The 26,349-nt window shown below is 64.3% G+C and carries 27 protein-coding genes; 1 reads left to right on the top strand and 26 read right to left on the bottom strand.

Annotated features, from left to right (window positions below; all coding sequences use genetic code 11):
* Window positions 1-40: 40 nt before the first annotated feature.
* A complete protein-coding gene (locus R2823_07570; GenBank protein MEZ5176048.1) occupies window positions 41-967 on the bottom strand; it encodes a response regulator in 927 nt (308 codons plus the stop codon).
* Window positions 964-1,635 carry a ribulose-phosphate 3-epimerase gene (gene rpe, locus R2823_07565; protein ID MEZ5176047.1) on the bottom strand — a complete coding sequence of 224 codons (672 nt, stop codon included), beginning with the start codon at window positions 1,633-1,635 and terminating at the stop codon, window positions 964-966. The genes R2823_07570 and rpe overlap by 4 nt, the downstream gene beginning before the upstream one ends.
* A 52-nt stretch (window positions 1,636-1,687) precedes the next feature.
* Between rpe and R2823_07560 the strand changes: the two genes are divergently transcribed.
* Window positions 1,688-2,494, top strand: a complete 807-nt coding sequence (locus tag R2823_07560; protein MEZ5176046.1) for a polyphosphate kinase 2 family protein — start codon at window positions 1,688-1,690, stop codon at window positions 2,492-2,494.
* A gap of 7 nt (window positions 2,495-2,501) precedes the next feature.
* Here the strand turns inward: R2823_07560 and fmt are convergent, their stop codons facing one another.
* From fmt to alaS, 24 genes are all read right to left on the bottom strand, one after another.
* Window positions 2,502-3,419 carry a methionyl-tRNA formyltransferase gene (gene fmt, locus R2823_07555; GenBank protein MEZ5176045.1) on the bottom strand — a complete coding sequence of 306 codons (918 nt, stop codon included), beginning with the start codon at window positions 3,417-3,419 and terminating at the stop codon, window positions 2,502-2,504.
* The gene (gene def / locus R2823_07550; protein ID MEZ5176044.1) at window positions 3,419-3,922 is read right to left on the bottom strand and encodes a peptide deformylase; all 504 of its coding nucleotides are present in this window, start codon (window positions 3,920-3,922) and stop codon (window positions 3,419-3,421) included. The genes fmt and def overlap by 1 nt, the downstream gene beginning before the upstream one ends.
* A 60-nt stretch (window positions 3,923-3,982) precedes the next feature.
* On the bottom strand, window positions 3,983-5,743 hold the full coding sequence (locus tag R2823_07545; GenBank protein ID MEZ5176043.1) for a hypothetical protein: 1,761 nt from the start codon (window positions 5,741-5,743) through the stop codon (window positions 3,983-3,985).
* Window positions 5,728-6,912 carry a bifunctional phosphopantothenoylcysteine decarboxylase/phosphopantothenate--cysteine ligase CoaBC gene (coaBC, locus tag R2823_07540; protein ID MEZ5176042.1) on the bottom strand — a complete coding sequence of 395 codons (1,185 nt, stop codon included), beginning with the start codon at window positions 6,910-6,912 and terminating at the stop codon, window positions 5,728-5,730. The genes R2823_07545 and coaBC overlap by 16 nt, the downstream gene beginning before the upstream one ends.
* 3 nt (window positions 6,913-6,915) lie before the next feature.
* Window positions 6,916-7,149 (bottom strand): DNA-directed RNA polymerase subunit omega, encoded by a 234-nt coding sequence (gene rpoZ / locus R2823_07535; GenBank protein ID MEZ5176041.1) that lies wholly within the window; start codon window positions 7,147-7,149, stop codon window positions 6,916-6,918.
* Between the two features lie 40 nt (window positions 7,150-7,189).
* Window positions 7,190-7,765, bottom strand: a complete 576-nt coding sequence (gene gmk / locus R2823_07530; protein ID MEZ5176040.1) for a guanylate kinase — start codon at window positions 7,763-7,765, stop codon at window positions 7,190-7,192.
* On the bottom strand, window positions 7,749-8,072 hold the full coding sequence (gene mihF / locus R2823_07525) for an integration host factor, actinobacterial type (GenBank protein MEZ5176039.1): 324 nt from the start codon (window positions 8,070-8,072) through the stop codon (window positions 7,749-7,751). The genes gmk and mihF overlap by 17 nt, the downstream gene beginning before the upstream one ends.
* Before the next feature lie 13 nt (window positions 8,073-8,085).
* Window positions 8,086-8,799 (bottom strand): orotidine-5'-phosphate decarboxylase, encoded by a 714-nt coding sequence (gene pyrF / locus R2823_07520; protein ID MEZ5176038.1) that lies wholly within the window; start codon window positions 8,797-8,799, stop codon window positions 8,086-8,088.
* Window positions 8,793-9,701: a dihydroorotate dehydrogenase gene (locus R2823_07515; GenBank protein MEZ5176037.1), complete on the bottom strand. Its 909-nt coding sequence runs from the start codon at window positions 9,699-9,701 to the stop codon at window positions 8,793-8,795. The genes pyrF and R2823_07515 overlap by 7 nt, the downstream gene beginning before the upstream one ends.
* Window positions 9,698-12,958, bottom strand: coding sequence for a carbamoyl-phosphate synthase large subunit (carB, locus tag R2823_07510; GenBank protein MEZ5176036.1), 3,261 nt, complete (start codon window positions 12,956-12,958; stop codon window positions 9,698-9,700). The genes R2823_07515 and carB overlap by 4 nt, the downstream gene beginning before the upstream one ends.
* Window positions 12,942-14,117: a glutamine-hydrolyzing carbamoyl-phosphate synthase small subunit gene (gene carA, locus R2823_07505; protein MEZ5176035.1), complete on the bottom strand. Its 1,176-nt coding sequence runs from the start codon at window positions 14,115-14,117 to the stop codon at window positions 12,942-12,944. Before carA ends, carB begins: the two co-directional genes overlap by 17 nt.
* Window positions 14,114-15,376, bottom strand: coding sequence for a dihydroorotase (locus R2823_07500; GenBank protein ID MEZ5176034.1), 1,263 nt, complete (start codon window positions 15,374-15,376; stop codon window positions 14,114-14,116). The genes carA and R2823_07500 overlap by 4 nt, the downstream gene beginning before the upstream one ends.
* Window positions 15,369-16,286, bottom strand: coding sequence for an aspartate carbamoyltransferase catalytic subunit (locus R2823_07495; GenBank protein MEZ5176033.1), 918 nt, complete (start codon window positions 16,284-16,286; stop codon window positions 15,369-15,371). The genes R2823_07500 and R2823_07495 overlap by 8 nt, the downstream gene beginning before the upstream one ends.
* Window positions 16,283-16,816 carry a bifunctional pyr operon transcriptional regulator/uracil phosphoribosyltransferase PyrR gene (pyrR, locus tag R2823_07490; protein MEZ5176032.1) on the bottom strand — a complete coding sequence of 178 codons (534 nt, stop codon included), beginning with the start codon at window positions 16,814-16,816 and terminating at the stop codon, window positions 16,283-16,285. The genes R2823_07495 and pyrR overlap by 4 nt, the downstream gene beginning before the upstream one ends.
* 143 nt (window positions 16,817-16,959) lie before the next feature.
* On the bottom strand, window positions 16,960-17,343 hold the full coding sequence (nusB, locus tag R2823_07485) for a transcription antitermination factor NusB (GenBank protein ID MEZ5176031.1): 384 nt from the start codon (window positions 17,341-17,343) through the stop codon (window positions 16,960-16,962).
* A complete protein-coding gene (gene efp, locus R2823_07480) occupies window positions 17,340-17,900 on the bottom strand; it encodes an elongation factor P (GenBank protein MEZ5176030.1) in 561 nt (186 codons plus the stop codon). The genes nusB and efp overlap by 4 nt, the downstream gene beginning before the upstream one ends.
* Window positions 17,897-18,979 carry a 3-dehydroquinate synthase family protein gene (locus tag R2823_07475; GenBank protein ID MEZ5176029.1) on the bottom strand — a complete coding sequence of 361 codons (1,083 nt, stop codon included), beginning with the start codon at window positions 18,977-18,979 and terminating at the stop codon, window positions 17,897-17,899. The genes efp and R2823_07475 overlap by 4 nt, the downstream gene beginning before the upstream one ends.
* The gene (locus R2823_07470; GenBank protein ID MEZ5176028.1) at window positions 18,964-19,458 is read right to left on the bottom strand and encodes a shikimate kinase; all 495 of its coding nucleotides are present in this window, start codon (window positions 19,456-19,458) and stop codon (window positions 18,964-18,966) included. The genes R2823_07475 and R2823_07470 overlap by 16 nt, the downstream gene beginning before the upstream one ends.
* Before the next feature lie 2 nt (window positions 19,459-19,460).
* Window positions 19,461-20,615 carry a chorismate synthase gene (gene aroC / locus R2823_07465; GenBank protein MEZ5176027.1) on the bottom strand — a complete coding sequence of 385 codons (1,155 nt, stop codon included), beginning with the start codon at window positions 20,613-20,615 and terminating at the stop codon, window positions 19,461-19,463.
* A gap of 38 nt (window positions 20,616-20,653) precedes the next feature.
* Entirely contained in the window at window positions 20,654-21,388 is a 735-nt protein-coding gene (locus R2823_07460) for an A24 family peptidase (GenBank protein ID MEZ5176026.1), read from the bottom strand.
* A 57-nt stretch (window positions 21,389-21,445) separates the two neighbouring features.
* Entirely contained in the window at window positions 21,446-22,228 is a 783-nt protein-coding gene (locus R2823_07455) for a shikimate dehydrogenase (GenBank protein ID MEZ5176025.1), read from the bottom strand.
* On the bottom strand, window positions 22,225-23,307 hold the full coding sequence (gene mltG / locus R2823_07450) for an endolytic transglycosylase MltG (GenBank protein ID MEZ5176024.1): 1,083 nt from the start codon (window positions 23,305-23,307) through the stop codon (window positions 22,225-22,227). The genes R2823_07455 and mltG overlap by 4 nt, the downstream gene beginning before the upstream one ends.
* Complete coding sequence (gene ruvX, locus R2823_07445; GenBank protein MEZ5176023.1) at window positions 23,291-23,716, bottom strand: Holliday junction resolvase RuvX; 426 nt, start codon at window positions 23,714-23,716, stop codon at window positions 23,291-23,293. Before ruvX ends, mltG begins: the two co-directional genes overlap by 17 nt.
* Window positions 23,713-26,334, bottom strand: a complete 2,622-nt coding sequence (gene alaS / locus R2823_07440; GenBank protein MEZ5176022.1) for an alanine--tRNA ligase — start codon at window positions 26,332-26,334, stop codon at window positions 23,713-23,715. Before alaS ends, ruvX begins: the two co-directional genes overlap by 4 nt.
* Window positions 26,335-26,349 lie beyond the last annotated feature (15 nt).

Below are 26,349 nucleotides of genomic sequence, written 5' to 3'. Positions count from 1 at the left end.
GCGTAGCCGGATCGCGGCCCCACCCGACCGCGACAGACCACTAGGAGCGTCGGTCCACCTGGTAGTTGGTGCCCGGAACGCCTTTGGCCACTTCCTTCATCTCCGATGCCACCGACGAAGCCTCCCACTCGGAAGTCAAGCTACGGCGCTCGCTCGTCGCAACGCCCATCGACAGCGAGCAGATCGGGTATGCGTTGCGCTCACCCTTGCGGTCGGTGACCTCGATGTAGCCCTGGAGCGCATCGGCCGTGTCGTAGTAGTCGAGAATGCCGTCATCGAATCGCGTGAGGATCTCCTCGCAGTACGCCTTCATGTCGTCGGAATGCACGATCGCCACGAAGTCGTCGCCCCCGACATGTCCGACGAACGCCTCACGGGTTCGTGCGACCGTGGCGGCATCCAACAGAACCCTCGCGGTGAACTTGATCACGGTGTCGCCGCGCATGAACCCGTAGTGATCGTTGAACGCTTTGAAGTTGTCCAGATCGGCATGGATCACGGCGATCTGCTCCCCCGCTTCGATGCGCTCCTCGAGCGCGGCGGTGATCCGGAAGTTCCCGGGAAGGCCGGTCAGCGGGGAGAGGTCACGCATCTGCCTCGATCGTCTGAGCACCGTGCGAACGCGGGCAACGAGTTCCTCGAGATCGAATGGTTTCGTGATGTAATCGTCCGCGCCGAGGTCGAGACCTTTCACACGATCCTCAGCAAGTGAGCGTGCCGTGAGGATGATCACCGGCACCGACGCCGTCGGCGGGTCGCTCCGCATCCGACGCAGCACCGTCAGCCCGTCCATCTCGGGCATCATGATGTCGAGCAGCATCAGATCCGGTGGCCGTGCTGCTGCCTGTTCGAGGGCAGCCCTTCCCCCGTCCGCTGTCTCGACACGGAAACCATCGAGCTCAAGGTTCATCTGGACGAACTGGAGAATGTCCGGATCATCATCGACCACGAGAATGCGTTCGCTCATCTCATCTCACTCTGTGCGGCTACTCGGATGGAATCGATCGCCGCTGCGGGGTCCGACGCCCCGAACACGGATGTTCCGGCGACGAACACATCGGCGCCTGCCTTGGAGGCGAGGGCCGCCGTGCGTTGGTCGATTCCACCATCGACCTGTATATCGACAGAAAGCGCCGCAGCATCAATGATTTCTCGCAACCGGACAATCTTGGGCACGACGGCCTCGATGAATGCCTGGCCGCCGAAGCCCGGATGCACGCTCATCACCACCACCATCGAGCACAGCTCGAGGAACGGTTCGACGGATTCGACCGGGGTCGGAGGATTCAACACGAGGCCGAACTCGACATCAAGGTCGGCAGCGACCCGCGCTGCCTCGTTTGGGTTCGGGACGGCCTCGATGTGGACCGTGACGCCGTCCGCCCCCGCCTCATGCATGGCAGGAAGGTAGGTCAACGGATCCGTGATCATGAGGTGGCAGTCGAGGTGGAGCGTGGTCGCGGCTCGCAGCGACGACACGACCGGAGGGCCGAGCGAGATGTTCGGTACGAAGTGTCCATCCATCACATCGACATGGAGCAGATCGGCAAACGGCTCCACCCGTGCAACCTCGGAGGCGAGGTTGGCAAAATCGGCTGCCAGAATGGACGGAGCCATCCGCACGGGGTTTCTCATCGCGTGCGAGTGTAAGGGAACATCCGGACGCATCGGGGCATCGGAGGCGGCGTTGGAGAGGTATCGAGTACGACCCAATGACCGCTGCGACCTCCGAGCCGTGGACACTCGCGACACCAGCGCATTCCCCGACATGACCAAAAAGCGTTCACGCGCCCTCCTCGCGAGCCTTCGCGACGAGCTCGCCGAGTTGCAGCGGGTGCTGTGGGCCGATGGCTCCCAAGCGCTCCTCGTGGTCCTCCAGGCGATGGACACCGGTGGCAAGGACGGCACGATCCGCAAGGTGTTTTCCGGGGTGAATCCGCAGGGCGTCGATGTGACCGGTTTCGGAGTTCCAACCGAAGAGGAACTGGGCCACGACTACTTGTGGCGTATCCACCGGCATGTACCGGCACGGGGCCGCATCGCGGTGTTCAACCGAAGTCACTATGAAGATGTACTGGTGGTACGGGTCAACAACCTGGTACCCGCCGATCGATGGTCGAGACGCTACGGGCACATCCGGGATTTCGAGCGCCTCTTGACCGATGAAGGGACGACCATCGTCAAGATCATGCTGCACATCTCCAAGGATGAACAGCGAGACCGGCTCAATGCGCGCCTGGAAGACCCCACGAAGAACTACAAGTTCAATCCGGCCGATCTCGTGGCGAGGGATCGCTGGGACGACTACATCGACGCCTACCAGGCCGTGCTCGACGAGACCTCAACGGAGACCGCGCCCTGGTTCGTCGTGCCCGCCGATCGGAAGTGGTATCGCAACCTCGTTGTGGCGAGCGTCCTGATCGAAGCCCTTCGCTCGCTCAACCTCTCGTACCCTGAGGCTGAGCACGATCTCACGGGTTTCAGGATCGAATAGCACGCCCTCAGCGATCGATGACCGTGAGCTGGTCGACACGCCGACCGTGCATCCAGTCGGCACCATCCATCGATTCCTTCCCTTGTGGTTGCACCCTCACGAGTCGGAGCCCACCGTCGGCAAGAGCAAGAACCGGTGCAGCGTCGACCATCCGAATCGATCCCGGGAGGTGGGCCGGACGGTCGGTGATCGATGCTCGATGGATCTTGATCTCTCCGGCATCAGTGACGATCCATGCACCCGGCCGGGGATTGAAGGCACGGATCGACCGTTCCGCCTCAACGACGCCCGTCGAGCTCACAAGCCTTGCCTCATCCCGTGAGAGCCGCGCCGCGTGGGTTGTTCCCGTGTCGATTTGGGGAACGGGAAGCCGTCGACCCCGCAAGTAGTCCGGAACGGCGTCATCGACGAGCCTTGCTCCGAGATAAGCGAGCCGAGCCGTGAGCGTTCCGCCGGTTTCGTCCGGAGCGATGTCGGTGGCTCGCTCCGCGAGGACCGGGCCCGTGTCGAGACCTTCATCGATACGCATCAGGGTGACCCCGGTCGTTTCGTCCCCAGCAGCAATCGCGCGCTCGACCGGCGCGGCCCCGCGCCATCGAGGAAGCAGTGAGAAGTGGACATTGAGGAAACCCATTGGCAGGCGGGAAAGCACTCCCTCGGTGAGGATCCTGCCGTAGGCCACCACGAGGCCGAAGGTCGCCATGCTTCGGGTAATCACGGCGTCGAGCTCGGCACTCGTGGCGGGTTGCGCGACGGGAAAGCCGAACTGGTGCGCGGCGGTCTTCACCGGTGGTGGGATCCCCATCCTCGAACGCTTCCCGGGCTTGTCCGGCTGGGTCACGACCAGCTCGATGTCGGCAACCTGGGCAAGGGCGCACAGGCTCGGAACAGCCGCGGCCGGTGTCCCGAGGAAGATCGCCCCCATCAGAGAGGCTCTCGCGTGCTGGAATGACCGGACCTCAGTTCCGCAAGGACCTCGTTGCGGGTGCGCCGATCCAGATGGGAGAGAAGGAGCGTTCCGTTCAGGTGGTCGATCTCGTGCTGAAGGACGCGACCCATGAGTTCCTCACCCTCGAAGCTCACAGGGCTTCCGTCGAGGTCCATGCCAACAGCTCTCGCATAGTCGGCTCGCTTGATCAGCCAGTAGCGGCCGGGCACCGACAGGCAACCCTCCTCGTATTTCCATGTGCCGCGAAGCTCGACGATCTCGGGATTCACCATAACGAACGGGCTCTCCCCGACATCGGCGACGAAGATCCGTTTCGAGATGCCGATCTGTGGAGCGGCGAGCCCAACACCGGGGGCGTCGTACATCGTGGCGAACATGTCATCCACCAGCTTCGCGAGCGCATCATCGAAGACCCCGACATCGGACGCCTGCATCGCGAGAACCGGGTCGGGAAAGGTGCGTATCGGGTAGATCGCCATGGCGGGCAGGGTACCGATGTTGCAACGAACAGGGCAGCCCTCTTGCACGCCGATCGTGGTTCACAGGTCGATGGGATCGGCGTCGATCCGAACCCTCGCCCCACTTGCGCGGAGCGCGTCGACGGCACCGCGCAATGCAAGGCGCGCCTCGGCGAGGTCATTGCCGTGAACCAACCAGCGTTCGCGATCCCGCATGTGCGCCGGCCCGCGGACCGTCGCCGTCGGCTCGCACGCTGCTCTGATACGCTGATCGGCCTCCGGCGAGTTCGCAACCTCAATCGCAATCAGTTCACCGTACGGCGGAAATCTGGCGGCTCGGCGGGCGGCCTGCTCGGCGCGCACGAACGCCGAGAATCGCCCCTCGCGCAACGAGCTCAAGACGAGATGATCGGGATCCGAGGTCTGGACGATGGTTCTGGCGTCGTGACGACCACCCACCCGATTGGCAAGTCGTGCAATGAGGCGAAGCGTGTCCTCTGCGGCTCGGAAATGAGGTGCCCCGACCATACCGTCGGCATCAACGACGAGACCGAGACCGACCGATGCCAGACCGATGAGGTCGCGTTCGGTCCCGACGAGGATCGCCGCAGGATCCTCAGCCGTCCCAACGGCGGCATGCCCTGCGAATCCCGCGATCTCGTCGACGATCGCACCGATACCCGCCCCGAGAGGGGCGAACCGGATGCCTCGACAGCCAGCACACCTGCCGAGCTCGTTCCCACAGCGCCGACATGCGCCCTTGTCGGCGGCTGCGGTCCCACATGCCGAGCACCGTCGGAGCGATCCGCAGGCCACGCATCGGAAGGCTGGGGCATACCCCCTGACGCCAACGAGCACGAACACCCTCCGTCCGCTCCGAAGAACCGCAAGGATCGCCCGCCTGGCGTGTTCGGTCACGAAGTGGGGGCTCGGCGGTTCTCGGGTACGGTCGAACACTTCGACGGGCCCCCACGACCGACCGGGATCCGCCACGATCTCGACTCCGTACGCGAGTGCCTCGAGTGTCGGAACGGGCCCGATCATCGCGACCGGTGTCCGAACATGTCGCCGCCGAGCCATGACCAGATCCCTCGCGTGCATCGTCGGCGTCGACGGAGACTTCATCACCCGCCTCCCGTCCTCGACGATCACCCATGCCCCGCCACCAGCTGCCCGCCACAACGCGACCTCACGGGTACCAACGAGGATCGTGTCCGGGTCGTGTGCTGCTGCGCCCCACGCCCGTGTCACGGTTGCATCCGACATCGCCGAGGTCGCCACCTCGACACCGTTCGGGAACTTGCCCCGGAGTTGCTCGGCCAGCACGATCGCTTCCTCCGATGACGGGACGATGACGATCCGGCTTCGCCCCTCGCCAAGCTCTCCAAGCGAAGCCTCCACCGCCTCGACATGGGGGGCGCGACTGACACGATACGGCAGCCGCCCGGTGGGTCCCGGGGTCGGCCCCCTTTCCGGCTGGCTTGAGCGCCGGGGCACATTCGGCGGGCTTGTGCGCGCAAGGACGGTCGCGAGCGGGGCCACATAGTGGACGGCCGCCCAGCGACAGACCGCGAGAAGGCCCTCATCGAAGACGGAGGCATTCCCGGACACCTTGTCGACGGGAAGCAATCGTCGGTTGGTGGGCCTTGGAAGGACCGCGGTGACATATCCCGTCAGACGACGACCCGAAACCCGCACCCGCACGCGTGAACCGACCGAAACTGACATCCCCCGCGGCACCGAATAGGTGAACCCATCGTCGACGGAGAACGACGGGATCTCCGGGACCACCTGACACGCGACTTCCGCCTCGTCTGGCGCCGAGATCAGGCTCCGCCCCACTGTGTCTGCACTTCGTCCCACAGTGCGTCGGCCACCGCGTCCTTGTCGAGGAGCGGGAGCTCTCGTGACGAACCATCGGCGCGAAAGATGGTCACCTGGTTCGTATCGGTCCCGAATCCGGAGCCCTCTGCCGACACATCGTTTGCGACAAGGAGATCAACGCCCTTCCGCTTGGCCTTCGCTGCAGCGTCTTCGAGGCTTCCGGTCTCGGCTGCGAACCCAACAAGGAAGGGCCGGGTGTCGGACTCGTGAACTCCCTTGAGCACATCGGGTGTCGGGACGAGTTCGATGGTCGGTACGCCATCGGCACGCTTCCACTTGACAGCTCCGCGTTGTTTCGGCTTGAAATCTGCAACAGCCGCCGACATCACCGCAATGTCGCAGGCTCCGAGGCGTGACCACACAGCGTCAGCCATTTCGTCGGCTGACTCGACGGTGACGGCCACAACACCGCTGATCCCGGGGTCCTCTGCCGCGGTCACGAGCGTCACCGACGCACCTCTTGCGGCTGCGGCACGCGCGATGGCGTTGCCCATCTTGCCGCTCGATCGGTTGCCGATGAATCGCACCGGATCGATCGCCTCCCGGGTCCCACCTGCCGTGACGATCACACGCACCCCTGCAAGGGGCCCCTGCGACAGTGCCGACACGACCGCGGCGACGATGACCTCCGGATCGGCGAGTCGTCCGATACCGACATCGCCTCCCGTCAGGTCCCCGGATTCGGGCTCAACGATGACACAGCCGCGGCGGCGAAGTGTCGCGAGGTTCGATTGAGTCGCGTCGTGCTCCCACATCTCCGTATGCATCGCGGGGGCGATCACGATCGGAGCGGTCGTGGCGAGCAGTGTCGCCAGAAGTGCATTCGACGATTCACCCACCGCCAATTTCGCGATGGTTGCCGCTGTCGCCGGAGCAACAACAACCGCATCTGCCCATTGGGCGAGGGTCGTGTGGGGTGAAGGGTCGGCGTCGGCGAACAGGTCGACGACGGGTTCGTTGCCCGTGAGTGCCGAGAGGGTCGCGGCACCAAGGAACTCGGTGGCGGCGGGTGTCATGACGGCGCGGACCGACGCACCTTGTTCGACCAGTCGTCTGGCGAGGTAGGCCGCCTTGTACGCAGCGACACCCCCGGTGACGCCGAGGACGATGCGTCGCCCGGCGAGCATGAGCTACTCCTCGGCTGGAGCCACAACGACCTTGTCCTCGACGATCTCCTCGAGGGCTATCGACAGTGGCTTGCGGGACAGCGAGTGGACCTGTGGCGGGACATAGCCGAACTGACCGGCTCCCAGTTCGTGGAAATAGGCGTTGATTTGCCGCGCCCTGCGCGCTGACAGGATCACGAGCCCGAAGCGCGACTGCGTCTTTTCGACGACCGCGCCAATGGGTGGCTCTAGCATCATGTTGAACTCCTGTTCGCAGCAAACGCTCGCGTATCGCAGTCTACGGGGTGCGCCGCGGTTGCCTCAGTATATCGAGCACCTCGGTGATGGTCGTCGCCAGATCGTCATTGGTGACGATGTGGTCGTACAGCGCCCCGGCTTCGACGATCTGTTCATCGGCGACGGCGAGGCGTTTGTCGATGTCTGATGGGGAGGTGTCTCCCCGCCGTGCAAGGCGCTCGGCGAGGTGATGGAGCGTCGGTGGCCGGATGAAGATCATGAGTGCATCGGGGTAGGCGTCCCGGATCTGGCGGGCGCCTTCGTTTTCGATGTCGAGGACGACATCGGTGCCGGTTTCGATGATGGGAAGGACCGCCGCGCGGGGTGTACCGTAGAAGTGGCCACCGTAGGTCGCCCATTCGAGGATGTCGCCTCGGTCGCGCATCGCGCGGAATGCTGCCGGTGTCAAGAAGGTGTAGTCGACCCCTTGCACCTCACCTGGTCTTGGCTCCCGAGTCGTCGCCGAAACGGAGAATCGTGCGTTGGTTCGGGCGAGCACGGCTTCGACGATGCTTGTCTTGCCAACGCCGGAAGGTCCGGAAATGACGATGAGCCTACCTTCAGGAGAATCGGGCAAGGAGGTCCTTCGTCTGCCTCGGTGTCAACCCGCGCAGGGTGCGGTTCTCGGCGATACCGATCTCTTCCAGAAGTCGGATGGTGGTGATCTTTCCCATGCCGGGCATCGAACCCACGATGGCTTTCACCCGGGTGCCCGCTACGAGATCGTCACCTTCTGCCCGGTCGAGAACATCCTGGAATGTGAGGCTGCTCGTCTTGAGGAGTGCCTTGATCTCGGCTCTTGTCCGTCGCGCGAGTGCTGCCCGTTCGAGGGCCGCCGCCCGTTGGTCATCGGTCATGTGGGGTGGGTTGTTTGATCGGGTCATGTCGTCATCGTACTCATTGGGCGGAGCGGCCCTCAGCAATCCGCTCGAGGATCCCCTCAGCGGCAGCAACAGGGTCCGCGGCGCCGACGATCGGTCTCCCGACAACGAGCATCGTCGCTCCGCGCTCGATCGCTGCCTCCGGTGTCGCCGTCCGGGACTGGTCGTCGTCGGTGGCATCGGGGCGAATGCCCGGTGTCACCCGAATCAGCCCCGGAGCCGACTGTCGCACGACATTGATCTCTTCGGGGGAACACACCACTCCTTCACACCCCGCGGCGGCAGCCACCTTCGACATCTTGCCGACAAGCTGCCCGCTGGTGCGCGGGATCCCGATTCGTTCAAGGGCATGTTGATCGAGGGAGGTCAGGACCGAGACACCGAGGATGCCCGCTTGCGCGTGGCCGGAACCACGGGCAAGACCCTCGACGGCAGCCTGCAGCATGTCGGCACCTCCGGAGATGTGGGCCGTCACCCATCGGGCACCGTGCGAACCGAGCCGCTCGGCGGCTCGTTCGACCTGGGACGGGATGTCGTGGAGCTTGGCATCCGCGAAGACCGGGAGGCCCACCCGTACCAGGGTGTCGATGACCCCGGGTCCCGGTCCGTGGAGAAGACCGAGCCCGACCTTGAACGCACCGACCACCGGAGCGAGCCGCTCGGCGAGCTCGACAGCCTCTGACGCGGTTGACACATCGAGCGCCACGATGATCGGGTTCGGCGTCACCACGGCACCATCGCTCCTCGAAGCTCTGACACAGCCCCGACACCGTGCCTCTTTCCGTACCGAAGGAAATCCCGGGTGATCTTGCGGCCGATGCGCGGCTGCGCGAGGTGCGCGGTGCCGATCGCGACCGCCGATGCGCCGGCGAGGAGGTACTCGACGACATGGGCAGCCGAAGACACCCCTCCGCATCCGATGACGGGAAGATCCGGCACGGCTTGGGCCGTTTCGATGACGCATCGCAGTCCCAAGGGTCGCACGGCGTCACCCGAGTAGCCCCCGATGACCCCCGACAGGAGCGGACGGCGGCTTTCGGGGTCGAATCCTGCGCCTCTCGCGGTGTTGGCAACCACGAGCCAGTCCGCGCCGCCGTCGGCGACTGCTTCGGCGACGGCGCCGATCGGGTGCGCATCGGGCGAAAGCTTGGCCCCGATCGGCAGATCGGTCACCGTGCGAACCGCCCCCACGACCTCGCGTGATGCCTTCGGATCGAGCGCGAACGGCATCCCATCCAGGTTGGGGCACGAGAGGTTGATCTCGATCGCCTGCACCCTCGTTCGGGTCATCGCTGCGGCAACCGTGGCAAAACCGTCGATGTCGTGCGCGACGACGCTCCCCCACACGGGAACCGGTGCCTCCCCAACCGCCTCGCCGTACTCGTCGAGCCAGACCTCGATGCCGGGGTTCTGGATGCCGATGCCGTTCAGCATGCCCCCACCGGCTGGAGCCATCCTTGGCGGCGGCCGCCCATGCCACGGGTCTGGCGAGACCGACTTGGCGACGGCAGCGCCGTACACCGACCAGTCGACCGTCTCGTCGAGGTCGACAACGCTTCCAACCGTTCCCGATGCCGCAATGAGGGGGGACCGAAGCCGCACAGGACCGAGTTCGACCGAAAGGTCCATCATGTGACTCCCGCTCCGTGATGGTGGTCCTGGAGGCTCACAACCGACAACGGAGCTTCCCTCGTCGCCCTGATCGACCTCGCCACGGCGAGGCCGCCCTGGGCGGTCGTCACGCTGGGAATACCGTGGCGGTTGGCTGCAAGCCGGATGAGACGACCATCTCCCCTCGCCTTGCCGCCAGCGGGTGTGTTCACGACAAGGTCGATCCGGTCCTCCTCGATCAGACGAACCGGGTCGTATGCGCCTTCTCCGACCTTGTCAACATGGGTGGTAGGAATGCCATGACGGGCGAGATGCCCGGCCGTTCCGTGGGTGGCATAGAGCTTGAATCCGAGGGCGGCGAGGATTCGCCCGATCTCGACCCCAACCGTCTTGTCCCTGTCGGCGAGCGAGATGAAGGCAGCACCGGTATCGGGCACGAAGTGGCCTGCGCCGCGCAGGGCTTTCGCGTATGCGATCCCGGCCGTGGCTCCGATGCCCATAACTTCACCGGTCGCTCGCATCTCAGGTCCGAGCAGGGTGTCCTCACGCGGAAAGCGCTTCCAGGGAAGCACGGCCTCCTTGACGGCTGTGTAGGCGGGTCGCGGTGTGGCCGCCGGAATCCTCCCCGCGGCACGGAGATCCTCCAAGGACTCGCCGAGCATCACCCAGGTGGCAAGTTTCGCAAGAGGAACCCCTGTTGCCTTCGAGATGAACGGCACCGTCCGCGACGCTCGTGGATTCGCCTCGAGGACGAACACATCGTCGCCCCTGATCGCGAACTGGATGTTGACAAGGCCCCGGACCGACAGAGCCTCTGCGAGAAGCCGCGTCTGCTCCGTCACGGTCGCGATCGCTTCGGGGCCGAGTGTGGGAGGTGGGACGACACACGCAGAGTCGCCCGAGTGGACGCCTGCTTCCTCGACATGTTCCATGATGCCGCCGATGTACAGCTCGGTGCCGTCGTAGATTGCATCAACATCGACCTCGACCGCCGATTCGAGGAACCGATCGATCAACAAGGGCGCCTCGGAAAGATCGAGCCCTCCGCCTTGCACCGCTCCATAGAACTCGGCGAGATACCCGGAAAGCTCTTCGATCGAATAGATAATGCGCATCGCCCGTCCGCCAAGCACATAGGAAGGGCGAACGACGGCAGGAAGACCGATGCGATCGACCACATCTTGGGCCTCGGCCATCGATGTGGCCGTTCCGTTCGGTGGCTGACTGATCCCGATCCGTTCACACAGAGAAGAGAACTGCTCGCGGTCCTCGGCCATGTCGATGGAAGTCGGAGAAGTCCCGGCGATCGGCACGCCAGCATCCTCCAGTGCTCGTGCAAGGCCGAGAGGAGTCTGCCCGCCGAGCTGAACGATCACGGCCCGGGGTCGCTCGACCGCAACGATCGCCATGACATCGTCAATCGTCAGCGGCTCGAAATACAAGCGGGTCGAAATGTCGTAGTCCGTCGAGACCGTTTCGGGGTTGCAGTTGACCATCACGGTTTCGTAGCCCGCCTCCTCGATTGCGAACGCTGCATGCACGCAGCAGTAATCGAATTCGATTCCCTGGCCGATTCGATTCGGGCCCGATCCGAGGACCATCACCGTTCGATCGCCCGGGGCAGGCACTTCGGACTCATCTTCATGAGTCGAATAGAAGTAGGGAGTCTCGGCTGTGAACTCGGCGGCGCAGGTATCGACCGTCTTGTAGGTCACACCCGAGTTCGCCCCGGCAGTGAGGGTCGCGAGCGTGTCCGGGCTGATTCGCCACAGGTAGCAAAGCTGGGGATCCGAGAAACCCATCCGACGGGCAACGCGAATCAGTTCGGCACTCGGGTGCTGTCCTTCCAATGCGTAGCGCAGTTCGACGATTTGGGCAATCTGGTCGATGAACCAGGGATCGATCGCGGTCAGCTCGGCGAGGCGTCCAGGGGTCTCCCCCCTCCGGAGGAGCTCGGCGACCTCGAAGATCCGGCCGGGGCTCGGAATTGCGCAGCTCGCGACAAGCGTGTCCGTGTCGGCCTCTCGCAGCGGGGCCTCCCCTGGGTCGGCGTTGAGCCCGGCACGGCCCGTCTCGAGACTTCGCAGTGCCTTTTGGAGAGCCTCGGGGAAGGTTCGCCCGATCGACATCGCCTCCCCAACGGACTGCATGGAGGTCCCGAGCGTGGCTGGAACCGACGGGAACTTGGCAAAATCGAACCGAGGCGCTTTGACCACCACATAGTCGAGCGCGGGCTCGAACGATGCGGGTGTGGCTCCGGTGATGTCGTTCGCGATCTCATCGAGCGTGAACCCAACGGCGAGGAGCGCAGCGATTTTGGCGATTGGGAACCCGGTTGCCTTCGATGCCAACGCCGATGACCGTGACACCCGCGGATTCATCTCGATGATGATGCGCCGTCCGGTTCGTGGGTCGACCGCGAACTGAACATTGGAACCGCCCGTTTCGACGCCGATGATCCGCAGACACGCGATTGCCTCGTCCCGCATTGCCTGGTACTCACGGTCGGACAGCGTCATCGCGGGAGCGACCGTGATCGAGTCACCGGTGTGGACCCCCATCGGGTCGAGGTTCTCGATCGAGCACACAACCACAGCGTTGTCGGCGCCGTCGCGCATGACCTCGAGCTCAAACTCCTTCCAGCCGTACACCGATTCTTCGATCAGCACCTCCCCCACGGGGCTTGTGGCGATGCCGTTGGTGACGATGTCGATGAATGCCGCCTCATCGTGGGCAAGACCGGTTCCACCACCCCCGAGGATGTAGCTGGGACGCACCATCGCCGGAAAGCCGAGCTCAGCCACCGCTTCGAGCGCCGACTCGACCGAAGTGACATACCGAGCCCGGGCCGTCGCGATTCCGGCACCTTCCATGGCCTGTTTGAATCGTCCGCGATCTTCGGCCATCTCGATGGCGTCGAGTGATGCGCCGATCAGTTCGACTCCGAGTTCGTCGAAGATCCCTGCCTTGGCGAGCTCCACGGTGACATTGAGCGCCGTCTGGCCCCCAAGGGTTGGGAGGACGGCGTTGGGGCGCTCCTTGCGCATGACCGCCTCGACGAACTCGGCGGTGATCGGTTCGATGTAGGTCGCATCCGCGAATTCGGGATCGGTCATGATGGTGGCCGGATTCGAGTTGATCAAGACGACCCGATGTCCCCGGGAACGAAGGGCTTTCACCGCCTGGGTTCCCGAATAGTCGAATTCGCATGCCTGTCCGATGATGATCGGGCCAGACCCGATCACAAGGATCGACCCCAGGTCAGTCCGCTGCGGCACGATGGCCTTCGATCATGGCGACGAAATCGCCGAACAGACCCCTCGCGTCCGAAGGACCGGGTGCGGCTTCGGGATGGTATTGCACCGAGAACGCAGCGACCTCCAAGCATCGGAGCCCCTCGTTCGTCCCGTCGTTCAGATTCTGATGGGTCGGCCGGACGATCCCGAAGTCGGTGTTCACAAGGTCCGGCAGAAGATCGCTCCCCGGGAGTCGACCCGCAGTAGGCCGTGCTGTGTCGGTCAGCGACCACAGGTCCACGGCGAATCCGTGGTTTTGGGCGGTGATGGCGACGCTGCCGTCGTCGAGTCGACGCACCGGATGGTTTCCGCCGTGGTGGCCGAACGGGAGTTTGAAGGTGGTTGCTCCCAGGGCGAGACCGAGAACTTGGTGCCCGAGGCAGATTCCGAACAGGGGTACTTGTCCGAGGAGTCCGCGCACGGCCCTGATCGAATCGGTCAGTGGCTCGGGATCCCCCGGGCCGTTCGAAAGGAACACGGCGTCCGGCGCCATGGCGATGACCTCCGACGCCGAAGTACCCGCTGGGACGACGGTGACATCGAGACCGTGGCTTGCCAGGCTGCGGGTGATATCGCGCTTGATGCCGAGGTCGTATGCCACCACCGTTCCACGCTTCGGCGCTGTCGCTTCCTGACAGTACGGTTCGACGGTGGTCACCGACGCGACGAGATCCTGACCCTCCATGGTCGGTGCCGAGGCTGCGAGTTCGGTGAGCTCGCGCTCGTCGATGTCGGATCCGACGGCGACGGGCATCGCGCCATGCTCCCTGAGATGTCTCGTGAGGCGCCGTGTGTCGATGTCGCTGAGGGCAATGGTTCCCCTGGCCTCGAGGTATTCGTCGAAGGGCTGATCCGATCGCCACGACGACGAAGACCTGCTCAGCGATCGGGTCACCACCGCGCGGGCGTGCACCCGTGCCGCTTGTTCGTCATCTTCGCTGCTGCCGTAGTTACCGATGTGTGGCGTCGTGAACACCACAACCTGCCCGGCGTAGGAGGGATCGGTGAGGATCTCCTGATAGCCGGTCATCGATGTGTTGAAGACGGCCTCACCGACGGCGACACCTCGGGCACCGTTCGCCGTTCCCCGGAACACCGTACCGTCCGCGGTGGCGAGAATCCCGGGCTGTGTCCCGTTCATTGATCCGCTCGATGCGTCACAACACCGCGCAACAGGGTCAGCCGTGACCTTCCCGTCAACTCCCGCCCGAGATAGGGGGCGTTGCGGCTCTTGGAGCGGGTCCTCACCGGTGTCCAGCGTTCGGAAGGGTCGATGACGGTGAGCGTCGCTGCTCGCCCCTCGGCAAGCAGGTGGCCGTGTTCGTCGAGGCCCGCGATGGATGCCGGTGCAACGGCCATGCGGTCAAACAGCGATGATTGGTCGAGGCCGACCACGCCGATGGCGACCGAGATCGCCCATTCGAGGCCAAGGATGCCGTGGGGCGCCTCTTCGAACGGCACTTCCTTCTCGAGGGCTGCGTGGGGAGCGTGATCGGTCGCGATCGCATCGATCGTACCGTCGCTGAGACCGGCAACGAGCGCCGCACGATCCGCCTCGTCGCGCAGGGGCGGCATGACCTTGAAGTTCGAATCGGTTGTGGCAACATCGGTGTGATCGAACGCGAGGTGGTGCGGGGTCACTTCCGCCGTCACCGGAAGGCCCCGACGCTTCGCCTCTCGAATCATTTCGACACCTCCGGCCGTCGATACATGCTGGAGGTGGTAGGTGACACCGGTCATCTCGACGAGGGCAAGGTCCCGGGTGATTTCGATGTCGTCGGCCTGTCGCGGGATTCCGTACATTCCGAGTTGTGACGACACGGAGCCTTCGTGCATGTGGCCCGCAGCGGCGAGGTCGGAATCGACCGCGTGCTGGGCGATGACGCCGCCGAGTGAAGAGACATACTCCATGGCCGTACGAAGGAGCGCGGCATTGGCAACCGAAGCGCCGTCATCGGTGAACATCCGGACGCCGGAAGCCCACAGATCGTCGAGATGGGCCATGACCTCGCCGCGTCGCCCCATCGTGATCGCACCCGCAGGCTGGATATCCACCAGACCGACCTCCCGCCCGCGGTCCTTGACGAATCGCGCGACATGGCCCGCATCGATCGCAGGGTCGGTGTTCGGCATCGCGACCACCGCGCCGTAGCCGCCGGCTGCTGCAGCGGCTGAGCCCGACGCGATGTCCTCTTTCCACTCCTGTCCCGGTTCGCGCAGATGCGTGTGGAGATCCACGAGGGCGGGCCCGATCCACCTGTTCGAGCAGTCGATGACTTCGTGGGCTTCGCCGAGGTTCGCGCCCATTGCCACGATCATGCCCTCACCAATTGCCACATCGGTGACGACGACACCCCCGGTGGTGGCCACCGAGCCGCCCCCAAGGATGAGGTCATACATCGGAATCACCGCCGAGGAGGGCAAACAAGACCGCCATCCGGGTTGCAACGCCGTTCGCAACCTGATCGAGGATCAGGGCGCGCTCGTGGTCGGCAACATCGTGTGCGATCTCGACGCCGCGGTTCATGGGGCCCGGATGCATGACGATGGCATCGTCGGCGAGCGCCGCGAAACGGCGGTTGGTCATCCCGAACCGCTGCGCATACTCCGCGATCGAAGGAAAGACCGATGCGCCACCGCGTTCTGTCTGAACACGCAAGAGGTAGACAACATCCACCGTTGGCACCGTTGCATCCAGGTCGGCGGTTGTCTTCACTGGCCAACCTTCCAAGTCGACCGGAAGCAGCGTCGGTGGTCCCACGAGGGTGACATCGGCGCCGAGGGCGGTCATGGCCTGCACATTCGATCGCGCAACGCGCGAGTGGCGCACATCCCCGACGATCGCGATGCAGAGACCGTCGAGCGTGCCGAATCGCTTGCGGATCGTTTGGCAGTCAAGGATCGCCTGGGTCGGGTGCTGGTTGGCGCCGTCGCCTCCGTTCACGATCGGGATGTCCAGCCACTCCGCGAGGCGCATCGGCGCGCCGGTGGCCTTGTGGCGAACAACCATCAGATCGACACCCATGGCTCGCACGGTGAGGGCGGTGTCCTTGAGCGATTCACCTTTCGAAAGCGCCGAGATTCCGGGGCTGAACGACACGGTGTCTGCCGAGAGCGCTCGTGCCGCCTTCTCGAAGGACATGCGTGTCCGGGTCGACGGCTCGAAGAACATCATCGCGACGGTCTTGCCCCGCAGAGCGGGCACCTTCGGGATGGGACGGCTGAGGACCTCACGGAATCCATCAGCCTCGTCGAGGAGCGAGGTCAGCGTCTCCCGATCGAGCGTCGCCGTCGTGAGCAGATGCCTCACGCAAGGACCTCGCTGCTCACCCAAACACCGTCCTCGTCGTCAGTGGGAACGATCCGAACCGACACATGCTCGCTCACCGATGTGGGGATGTTCCTTCCGACATAGTCCGGCCTGATGGGAAGTTGGCGATGACCGCGGTCGATGATGACCGCGAGTTGGACCGTGGCAGGTCGCCCGAGGTCGGCGAGTGCGTCAAGTGCTGCACGGATGGTTCTTCCCGTGTACAGCACATCGTCGACGAGCACCACATCGGCGCCGTCGATGGGCCGCGGGATGTCCGTCGGGCCCAAGCGTGTCCGCGGCCGCGTGTCGATGTCGTCCCGGTACATCCCGATATCGAGCGATCCGGCAGTCATCGTGACTCCCTCGATCTCGCACAGGACCGCACAGATCCTTTCCGCGAGCGGCTTGCCGCGGGTCGGTATGCCGAGCAGAAGCACATTGTCGACGCCGTGGTTGCGTTCGATGATCTCATTGGCGATACGCCGTACCACGCGGTTGATATCGCCTTCGTCCATCACCCTTCGCATGGAAGGACCGGGGTGTCGAGCGTCGGAAAGACACAAAAAGAACCGTGCCCCCTGAGGCACGGTTTGGCGAAGAGTTGCATCATGGCTGCTCCATCCTTGGCGGCCTCACGGGACCGCATTAAAGGTCGGTTGACCACACTGTACTACGACTCGGGTTCCGATCGTTCGGCACGCTGTCCGGCGACCGTCGAAAGGACGCCGTTGATGAACGCACCGCTCGCCGCGGTCGAGTACTCCTTGGCGAGTTCGACGGCCTCATTGATGATGATGCCGACGGCCATGTCGGTGTACAGCAACTCGAAGGTCCCGAGCCGCAGGATGCTCCTGTCAACCGCGGCCATTCGTTCGAGGCGCCAGGTGTCCGCCGCTGCGGAGATGGCAGCGTCGATGGCGTCGAGATGCTCCACCGTCCCTTGCGCGAATTGCCCAGCTCGGCGGCTGAGTCCCGAGGCGTCCAGAGCTTCGAGAGGTCTGGCATCGAAGGCGTAGAGGGCGCCGAGCGCCGATGCCCGGTCGCCGCTGCTCATGTCACACGCGTGATGTAGTCACCACTCCGTGTATCCACTTTGAGGATGTCTCCCTGCTCGACGAACAAAGGAGCCTGGATGGTCTTCCCGGTACTCAGCGTCACCGGCTTGGTTGCGCCCGACACACGGTCTCCCTTCACGCCGGGCTCGGCGTAGGTCACCTCGAGTTCGACCGACGGCGGAAGGTCCACCTCGATGGGGATCCCATCGTGGATCGAGATCTGAACGGTCATCCCATCAGATAGGTACTCGGCGGCTCCACCGACGATGTCCGTATCGATCATCGTTTGCTCGTAGGTCTCTTCGTCCATCACATGGAAACCGAGATCGTTCCGGTACAAGAAGGTGAAGTTGCGGCGATCGATTCTGGCGCTCGGAACATTCTCGCCTGCGCGGAAGGTCCGGTCGAGGACCGCGCCGGTCCGCACATTCTTCAGTTTCATCCGAACGAACGCCTTCCCTTTGCCGGGCTTGACATGCTGGTGATCCGTCACCGTGAAAAGCCCTTCGGGGAGATCGAGCGCCATGCCCGGCCTGACATCATTCGTCGAGATCATTCGCTTCCCTTTCCCGCGGAAGGCCCGGATGCAAGTCCGACAGCCCCGAGCGCGGCGTGTACGGTAGCGTCGTCGACCGCAACGACGACAGGGGAACCGAAGTCCTCAAGCAGGACCATCCTGAGGCCGGTCGCATCCCGCTTCTTGTCCCGTGCCATCAGCGCCCGGACGCGACCCCGTTCCGTTCCGGCTGGGGCAACCACAGGAAGTCCGAGGCTCATCAGCAGGTCCCGTTGTCGCTGCTCCCCCGCGAATCCGGTGACGAATGCTGATGCCGCTCCTGCGGCAGCGATTCCGATCGAGACGGCATGACCGTGAGGGATTCCGGCGGCGGTCTCAACGGCGTGCCCGACCGTGTGCCCATAGTTCAGGATTGCCCTTCGTCCCTTTTCCGTGAAGTCCTCGTTCACGACATCGACCTTCACGCCAATTGCCCGGTTGACAACATCCTCGAGGTCGACCCCGTCGATGCCGGACCGCTCGTACGCCTCCACGATCGCCATGTCGTCGATGAACCCAGCTTTGACGGCCTCCGCGGCGCCTTCCATTCGCAAGGTCCTCGGCAGACCATCGAGGGTGTCGATGTCAACGAACACATGCCGTGGATGCACGAATAGGCCGGCGAGGTTCTTCCCGTCGACATTGATGCCGGTCTTGCCGCCGATCGCGGCATCAACAGCACCCAGCATCGTTGTCGGGAGGTAGATCGCAGGAACGCCGCGCAGAAAGGTCCCCGCAATGAACCCGGCCGCGTCGGTGAGTGCGCCTCCTCCCACCGCGACGATGACATCGTCGCGGGTCAGTGATGCGGCGTTGAGCTTGCGGTACATATCCTCGACGACATCGACACGCTTGGCGGCTTCACCGTCGGGAAGCGTGAATCCGTGGCTGTCGACACCACGCGACAAGAGTGCGGTGGCGACACGGTCTGCAAGAGACTCGGTTGCGGGCTGGCACAGGATCGCTGCTCGCTCGGACCCGCCTTCTGCCACGGCAGCGGCGACGGAGGGGATCAGATCTCGCCCGACAACGATTGCTGAGGAGCCAGCGGGTGCGTTCTGAATCACATACCGACGCATGCCAACACCTCCCTCGCGACCGACGCAGCATCTTTGCCTTCGGTGGTCACTGCGTGGTCGGCGGCTTCGAGGTAGACAGCCGTCCTCAGGGCTGCGATGGCCTCAAGCGCCTTCGCATCGCGAGCGAGCGGTCTGGTGTGGCTCTGGGCAAGGCGGTCCATGATGGTCTCGGTCGATGCGGTCAACAAGACCGTCACCCCGGTTGCTGCCATCGCATCGAGGTTCTGCTGCGCGAGCACGGCTCCTCCGCCCGTTGCAATCACCGAGGGCGGCTGCACCGAGGCTTCGAGCAGAGCAGCTGTCTCGGCGCGACGGAAGACCTCCTCGCCATCGGCGAAGAGCTCGGGAATGGTCTTGCCGGTCGCAATCATGATCTCGTTGTCGAGGTCGATGAATGGGCGCTTCAGCTGCTCAGCGACCAACACACCAACGGTGGTCTTGCCCGTTCCCATCATCCCGATCAGCCACACATGGCGCACGATCAGAACTCCGAGATGCGTCTGCGGTACGCGGCATCAGCTGCGACGACATCGCCGACGGTATCGCCGCCGTAGGTGCGCAGGACTTCGTTGGCGAGCACATACGCGGTCATCTGTTCGGCAACGACTCCTGCTGCTGGGACCGCACAGACATCCGAGCGCTCGCGGAACGCCTTGGCGGCCTCCTTGGAATCCACATCAACCGTGTCGAGCGGACGCATGACGGTTGCGATCGGTTTCATCATGACCGTCACGCGAAGAACTTCGCCCGTCGTGATCCCACCTTCGAGACCACCCGCACGGTTGGTCCGGCGGCCGAAGCCCTCCCCGTCTCGGGTGATGGCATCGTGGGCAGCTGAGCCGGTCATGTGCGACTGTGCGACGCCGTCGCCGATCTGGACCGCTTTGATGGCCTGGATCGACATGAGGGCACCGGCGAGGAGACCGTCGAGCTTACGATCCCAGTGGACATGGCTCCCGAGCCCCGGAGGTAGTCCGTACCCGAGAACCTCGGCAGCGCCTCCAAGCGTGTCCTTGGCGTCGGCCGCCGTCGTGATCGCTTCGATCATTGCCGCTTCGGTGGCAGGATCGAACGCTCGAACGGCCGACGCATCGACCGCATCGAGGTCATCGGGCCCTGGGAGCGGCGCATCCGGGTCGGCGGCCGCTTGTCCGATCCGAACGACATGAGACACGACCCGGATGTTGATGGACGCAAGGAGTTGCTTGGCGAGGTATCCGACAACGGTGCGGGCGGCCGTCTCTCGAGCCGATGCCCGCTCGAGGATATCGCGGGCGTCATGGGTGTCGTACTTGAGCATGCCGACGAGATCGGCATGCCCCGGCCGTGGCTTCGTTTCCCGTTTGCCCCGTTCGCCCGCATCGGGAGACATCTGGGCCCGCCACTTCGGCCACTCGGTGTTCCGTATCAGGACCGCGACGGGTCCCCCGAGCGTCGATCCGAAGCGGACGCCTCCGAGGATCTCTATTTCATCTTCTTCGAGCGCCATCCGCGGTCCCCGTCCGAACCCGAGCCGTCGACGCGCGAGTTCGGTGCTGAGTCCCTCGCTCGTCACTTCCAAGCCTGCGGGGAGACCCTCGACGGTCGCGACGAGACCGGGACCGTGTGACTCCCCTGCGGTGATGAACCTGAGCATGGGCGAAGCGTAGGCGTCCTGTCGTGGTGCCAGGCAACTCAGGAGCTGTACCACGCCGCGATCTCAGTGGACCACAACACCGCAACGATCGCCGTGCTGGTCATGAACGGCCCGAAGGGGATCGTGTCCTTGCGGGACCGGATCCTGAGCGCGAGCAGCACGATCGATACGAGACCACCGACGAGAAAGGCGCCGAAACCGGCCGCGAGGACGGATTGCCAGCCGAGGAAGCCGGTGAACAACCCGATCAAGCCGGCGAGCTTCACATCCCCGTAGCCGAGGCCACCCCTCGCGATCACCGCGAGCAGGTACATGGCGGCGAAATAGCCGACCGCGCCAGCAACGGCACGCAGGAGTGAGCCAGCTCCGGTATCGGCGACCCAGCCGACGACCAAGAGCACTCCGGAAATGACCGAAGCGGGTCCGAGCATGCGGTTCGGGATGAGCTCGGTGTCGAGATCCACAACGGTGAGCAGCACCATCGTCCAGGCGAATACGGCGTAGGCGGGCCACACCCAATAGGTCGGGAGGGAGACGACCAAGGCGCCCGACAGCACCGGCGTGACAACCATGATGAGTGGGTTTGCCAGCCGCTGTCGATGGTGGCTGGCCCGGCACCGCACCGTCGCCAAGCCGAGTGGGCTACGACAGACGCCACAGACCGGGCCGTACCAGCGGTCCTTCTCATCCCAGCGATGCGCATCGACCGCCGCAACGATGGACCGAGCGGCGACGATTCCTGCGATCACGGCGAGTGCAAGCATGAGCGGCATGGCTGCGAGCATACGGCCCCGCGAACTCGATGTGGGGACCGGCATCCGAGCGCTCGGTCACTCCCCGGCCAGCCCCCGCGCTGCGGTCGTGAGGATGTCGCGGTCTGGTGTCGTGCCGGTGAACAGACGAAATGCGCCGATCGCCTGGCCGACGAGGACATCGAGGCCGTCGGCGCACGGCAGACCTCCGCGTCGGATCGCCCTGCACGCGGGGGTTTCTTCGGGGCCGTACGCCATGTCGACCAGACCACTTGCAACACCGAGCACCGGCCGCGGCAAGGACTCACCGTGCATGCCGATTGGCGTTGCGTTCACGATGGCCGATCCTGCGACCCCTTCACCCCAGCGCACGACAACACCGGGGCACTGCACCCGATCGAGCATCGCTGTTGCCGCCGCGGGGTTCCGAGCGGACACATACACGGCACGACCACAGAGCGCGACGACGGCGGACGCACTTGCCCCCCCAGATCCGAGGACGAGCACGGGTGCGAGGTCCGGGATACGGGCCGTGTCGAACGCGTCGGTGATGCCTCCCACATCGGTGTTTGCTCCCACGAGTCGGCCATTACGGCACACGATGGTGTTGACGGATCCCGATCGCTGCGCATCCACCGTGTGCTCGTCGACGGCGTCGAACGCCGCACGCTTGTGCGGCATCGTGACATTGACTCCGTCGAGTCGCCCGGATCGCAAACCGTCGATGATGCGGTCGAAGTGGTCGGGCGGGGTTGGAAGGAACTCGTACACGGCGTCGATGCCGAGAGCTCGAAACCCCGCCTCATGCATCGCCGGAGACCGCGAATGATCCACCGGGTCACCGACGATGCCGAACCTCACGGGAGAATCCCCTCGCGTTTGGCGCGCTCCACATTGGCCTTGTGTTCTTCGTAGGTCACCGCGAACGCATGCGCACCGTCGGTCGACGCAAGCACATAGAAGAGGTAGTCCGTGTCCGCTGGTGCGATCGCTGCCTTGAGACTCGCCGTCGACACCGTCCCGATCGGGGTCGGTGGCAGCCCATCGATCCGGTAGGTGTTGTATGGGGAGTCGGTCTCGAGATGGCTCGCGAGGACCTGACCGGGGTTGCCTCCGAGGGCGTAGATCACGGTCGCGTCGATCTGGAGACGCATACCCGTTGCCAAGCGGTTGTGGATGACACTTGAGATCAGCGGTCGGTCCTCGGCGACTCCCGCCTCGCGTTCGATCAGCGAACCAATGATGAGGATCTCATAGCGCGAGAGGTCGGTGTCTTGCAGTCCCGCCCAGTCGGTCCCCTCGAATCGCGCAACCATCTCGTCGGCCATCGTCTGGAGCATTGCTGCTGGCGTGGCGCCGGTGGGGATCTGATAGGTGGCGGGATACAGCAGTCCCTCCCAACGACTCAGCGGTGACACCTGCTCAGGGGCGTTCGTCAGCAGCGGCGAGGTGACGGCGCCGTTGCTGAGAGCTTCAGCGAAGTCGTCGACCGTGAACTCCGTCGCGTCGGCGAGTTCCTCGATGATGCGTGCAACCGTCCAGCCCTCGACGATGGTGATCGTCCTGCTCTCAGGCGCGTTCCCACCCTCAAGGAGGAGACGGAGAACCTCCCCTGCGTCCATTCCGGTCTCCAACGCATAGGTTCCGGCTTGCAGCGACGACTCGGCGTTGGCTTGGTGAACGGCCTGTTCGATTGCGGCATAGGCGACCACGCCTGCGTCTGCAAGTGTCCGGTAGATGGTCGATGCCGCCTCGCCGGGTTGGATCGATACCGTCACCGGGATACCCGGCTCGGTGGTCGGGCCGGTGTCACCGGACGAGACCATGCCCGCGACGATGGACGCGGCGACAGCGAGGATCACGACCGATCCAACGACGCCCGCACCGATGAGAAGCAGTTTCCGGGTGCGGGCCGGAGCGGGTTCAGGAGTCGTCGTCACGCTGGTTGCTCCGGTCAAGGAAGGCTTGGAGCATCACGGCTGCTGCAACCTGATCCCGCCTTGTTCGTCTCTTCGACCGGCGCACCCCACCTTCGATCAGGGCCCGTTCGGCTGTGTGGGTACTGAATCGTTCATCGGAAAAGACCACTTCGATTCCGGTCACCGCGTGCACCCTTTCGCCGAATGCTCTTGCCTTCGTGGCGGCAACGCCTTCCGTTCCGTCGAGGCTGATCGGGAGCCCGACCACGATCAGGGTCGCGTCCTTGGAGGCGCACAGATCCAAAAGCTCCTGATCCATGTCCTCGGTCACGGTGTCGATGTACCGCTCGGGCGACGCGATGGTACCGCTCGGATCCGATACTGCTACCCCGACCCTTCGCTCTCCGGGATCGAGTCCGATGATTCTCATGACGCCGTGATGGCCGTCCGTGCCGCGTCCGTCGCTGCGGCCAACGCTTCATCCATGGCAGCGGTGTTGGGCCCACCGGCCTGGGCGAGTCGCCGGTCTCGAGAGCTTCCCCCTCCGAGGATGGTCGCACCGGCCTGCGCAATTGCGCCTGCGGACACCGCTCGATCGGCGAGATCGTCGGTGACGAAAACGACGAGGGCGGCCTTCCCGTCACTGACCGAGGACATGACGCCGACCCCCGAATCGATACGATCCCGGACCTGGAATGCCAACGATCGCACACCGTCGGGGCCGAGGCCGTCGACCCGACCCGACACGAGCATGGTGCCGTCGATCGTTTCGGCGTCATCGACGAGCGTCAACGCGAGCCTTGCCCGATCACGCTCCTCAAACTCACCAAGCCGCTCCTCGGTTGCGCGAAGCCGTTCGGTGAGTGACCGGGCGGTATCCACGACTCCCGTCGGATGGGTACGCAACGCTGCGGCGACCTCGTCGAGTGTGGCTCGCAGCCCGCTCAGGTGTTCGTAGGCCGCGGAACCCGTCAATGCCTCGACGCGACGGATGTTGGAGCCGACCGATCCTTCGGTCACCAGCACGAGCGGCCCGACCTGTCCCGTTGCGGGAACATGCGTCCCGCCGCAGAACTCGGTGGAGAAGCCACCCGTCTTGACCACCCTGACTCGTTCACCGTACTTGTCGCCGAAGAACGCGATTGCCCCCATCTTCTCGGCTTCTGTTTTCGAGGTCTCGATCGTCGTGACCTCCTCGTTCGCGATGATGCGTTCGTTGACTTCGCGTTCGACATGGGCGAGTTCGTCGGGACGGACGGCATCGAAGTGGGAGAAGTCGAATCGGAGCCGGTCCGGCGCAACGAGCGACCCGGCCTGATGGACATGGTCACCGATGGTGTCCCGAAGAGCCCAGTGGAGGATGTGTGTTCCCGTGTGATTCTTGCGGATCCGCTCCCGGCGCGACCCGTCAACGGTGAGGCTCGCCTGTTGGTCTCTGCGCACCGTTCCGTCGACGACGGTGCATCGATGGCCGTGCACTCCGGGAAGCACGAACTGGGTGTCGTGCACCTTGAGCCGACCGGTTTCGGTAGCGATGGTGCCGGTGTCACCGACCTGGCCGCCGGACTCTGCGTAGAACGGTGATGTCTCGACGAACACCTCGACCTGGGTGCCGAGCTCTGCGCGTTCGGTCGACTCCCCTTCGACGAGAAGCCCGAGAATGGTCGCTTGCGCTTCGAGCTGGTCGTACCCAACGAACTCGGTTTGATGGATGGATCCGAGCTCACGGCGGTAGCGCGCCGCGTCTGCTCCACCGTGGTCGGCCCTGAACGCCGTTCGCGCGCGTTCTCGTTGAGCGGCCATGGCCCGTTCGAAACCGTCACGATCCACGGTAAGGCCCCGATCGGCGGCGATCTCGACGGTCAGATCGATGGGAAAGCCGTAGGTATCGTGGAGCCTGAACGCCATGTCGCCGGGGATGATGCCTGATTCCTCGATCCCGCTGATCGCGTCGTCGAGGAGCTGTTCACCGGCCGCGAGCGTTCGTGAGAACCCTGCCTCTTCCCGCGCGGCCATGTCCCTGATCGCATCGGCATGGGCGACGAGCTCCGGAAACGCCGGGCCCATCTCCGAGACAGTGGCATCGACGAGTGCAGGGACGATGGGTTCGGAGGTTCCGAGCAGGTGTGCGTGTCTCACGACTCGACGAAGCAGCCTCCGCAAGATGTAGCCGCGTCCTTCGTTCGATGGGACGACGCCATCGGAGATCAGGAATGTGAGCGCCCTGGCGTGATCGGCGAGGATGCGCAAGGAAACATCGGTCGGTTCGGCGTCACCGTAGGCGACGCCCGTTCTGCGCTCACCAACGGCCATGATCGCCCGTAGCGTGTCCGTCTCGAAGACCGAATCGACGCCCTGGAGCACCATTGCCATGCGTTCGAGGCCCATTCCGGTATCGATCGATTGCAAGGGGAGGTCGCCGACCACATGGAACGGCTCGTCCTGTACATACTGCATGAACACGAGGTTGCAGATCTCCATGAACCGTTCCTCGTCCACGACCGGACCACCATCGCCCCCATAGGCTGGGCCCCGGTCGTAGAACACCTCCGAGTCGGGTCCCGCCGGTCCTGCAACACCCATGTGCCAGAAGTTGTCCCGGTCGGTGCGCTGCACGCGTTGGGGATCGACACCGACGCCATCGATCCAGATCTCGGCTGCTTCGTCGTCGTCGACATGCACCGTGTACCACAGTCGATCCGCATCGATCCCGTACTGTTCCGTGATGAGCTCGTACGCGAGCGGTATCGCTGTCTCCTTGAAGTAGTCGCCGAATGAGAAGTTGCCGAGCATCTCGAAAAACGACATGTGGCGTGCCGTGGTGCCGAGCACATCGATGTCTGCGGTTCGGATGCACTTCTGGGAGCTGACGGCGCGTGGATACGGCGGTGCTTCCTCGCCGAGGAGGTACGGCTTGAAAGGCACCATGCCAGCGACCGTGAGAAGCAGCGTCGGATCAACGGGAATCAGCGACGCGGAATGGACCCGCGTGTGGCCACGCGCCTCGAAGAAGTCGAGAAAGGTGCTCCTGACAAGGTTGGTCTCCATGGAGCGCAGAGGTTA

It is taken from the genome of Acidimicrobiia bacterium, assembly GCA_041393965.1.
GTDB lineage: Bacteria > Actinomycetota > Acidimicrobiia > Spongiisociales > UBA5794 > UBA5794.
The sequence above is the reverse complement of the archived record's forward strand: the minus strand, read 5'-3'. Positions and strand labels throughout refer to the sequence as shown.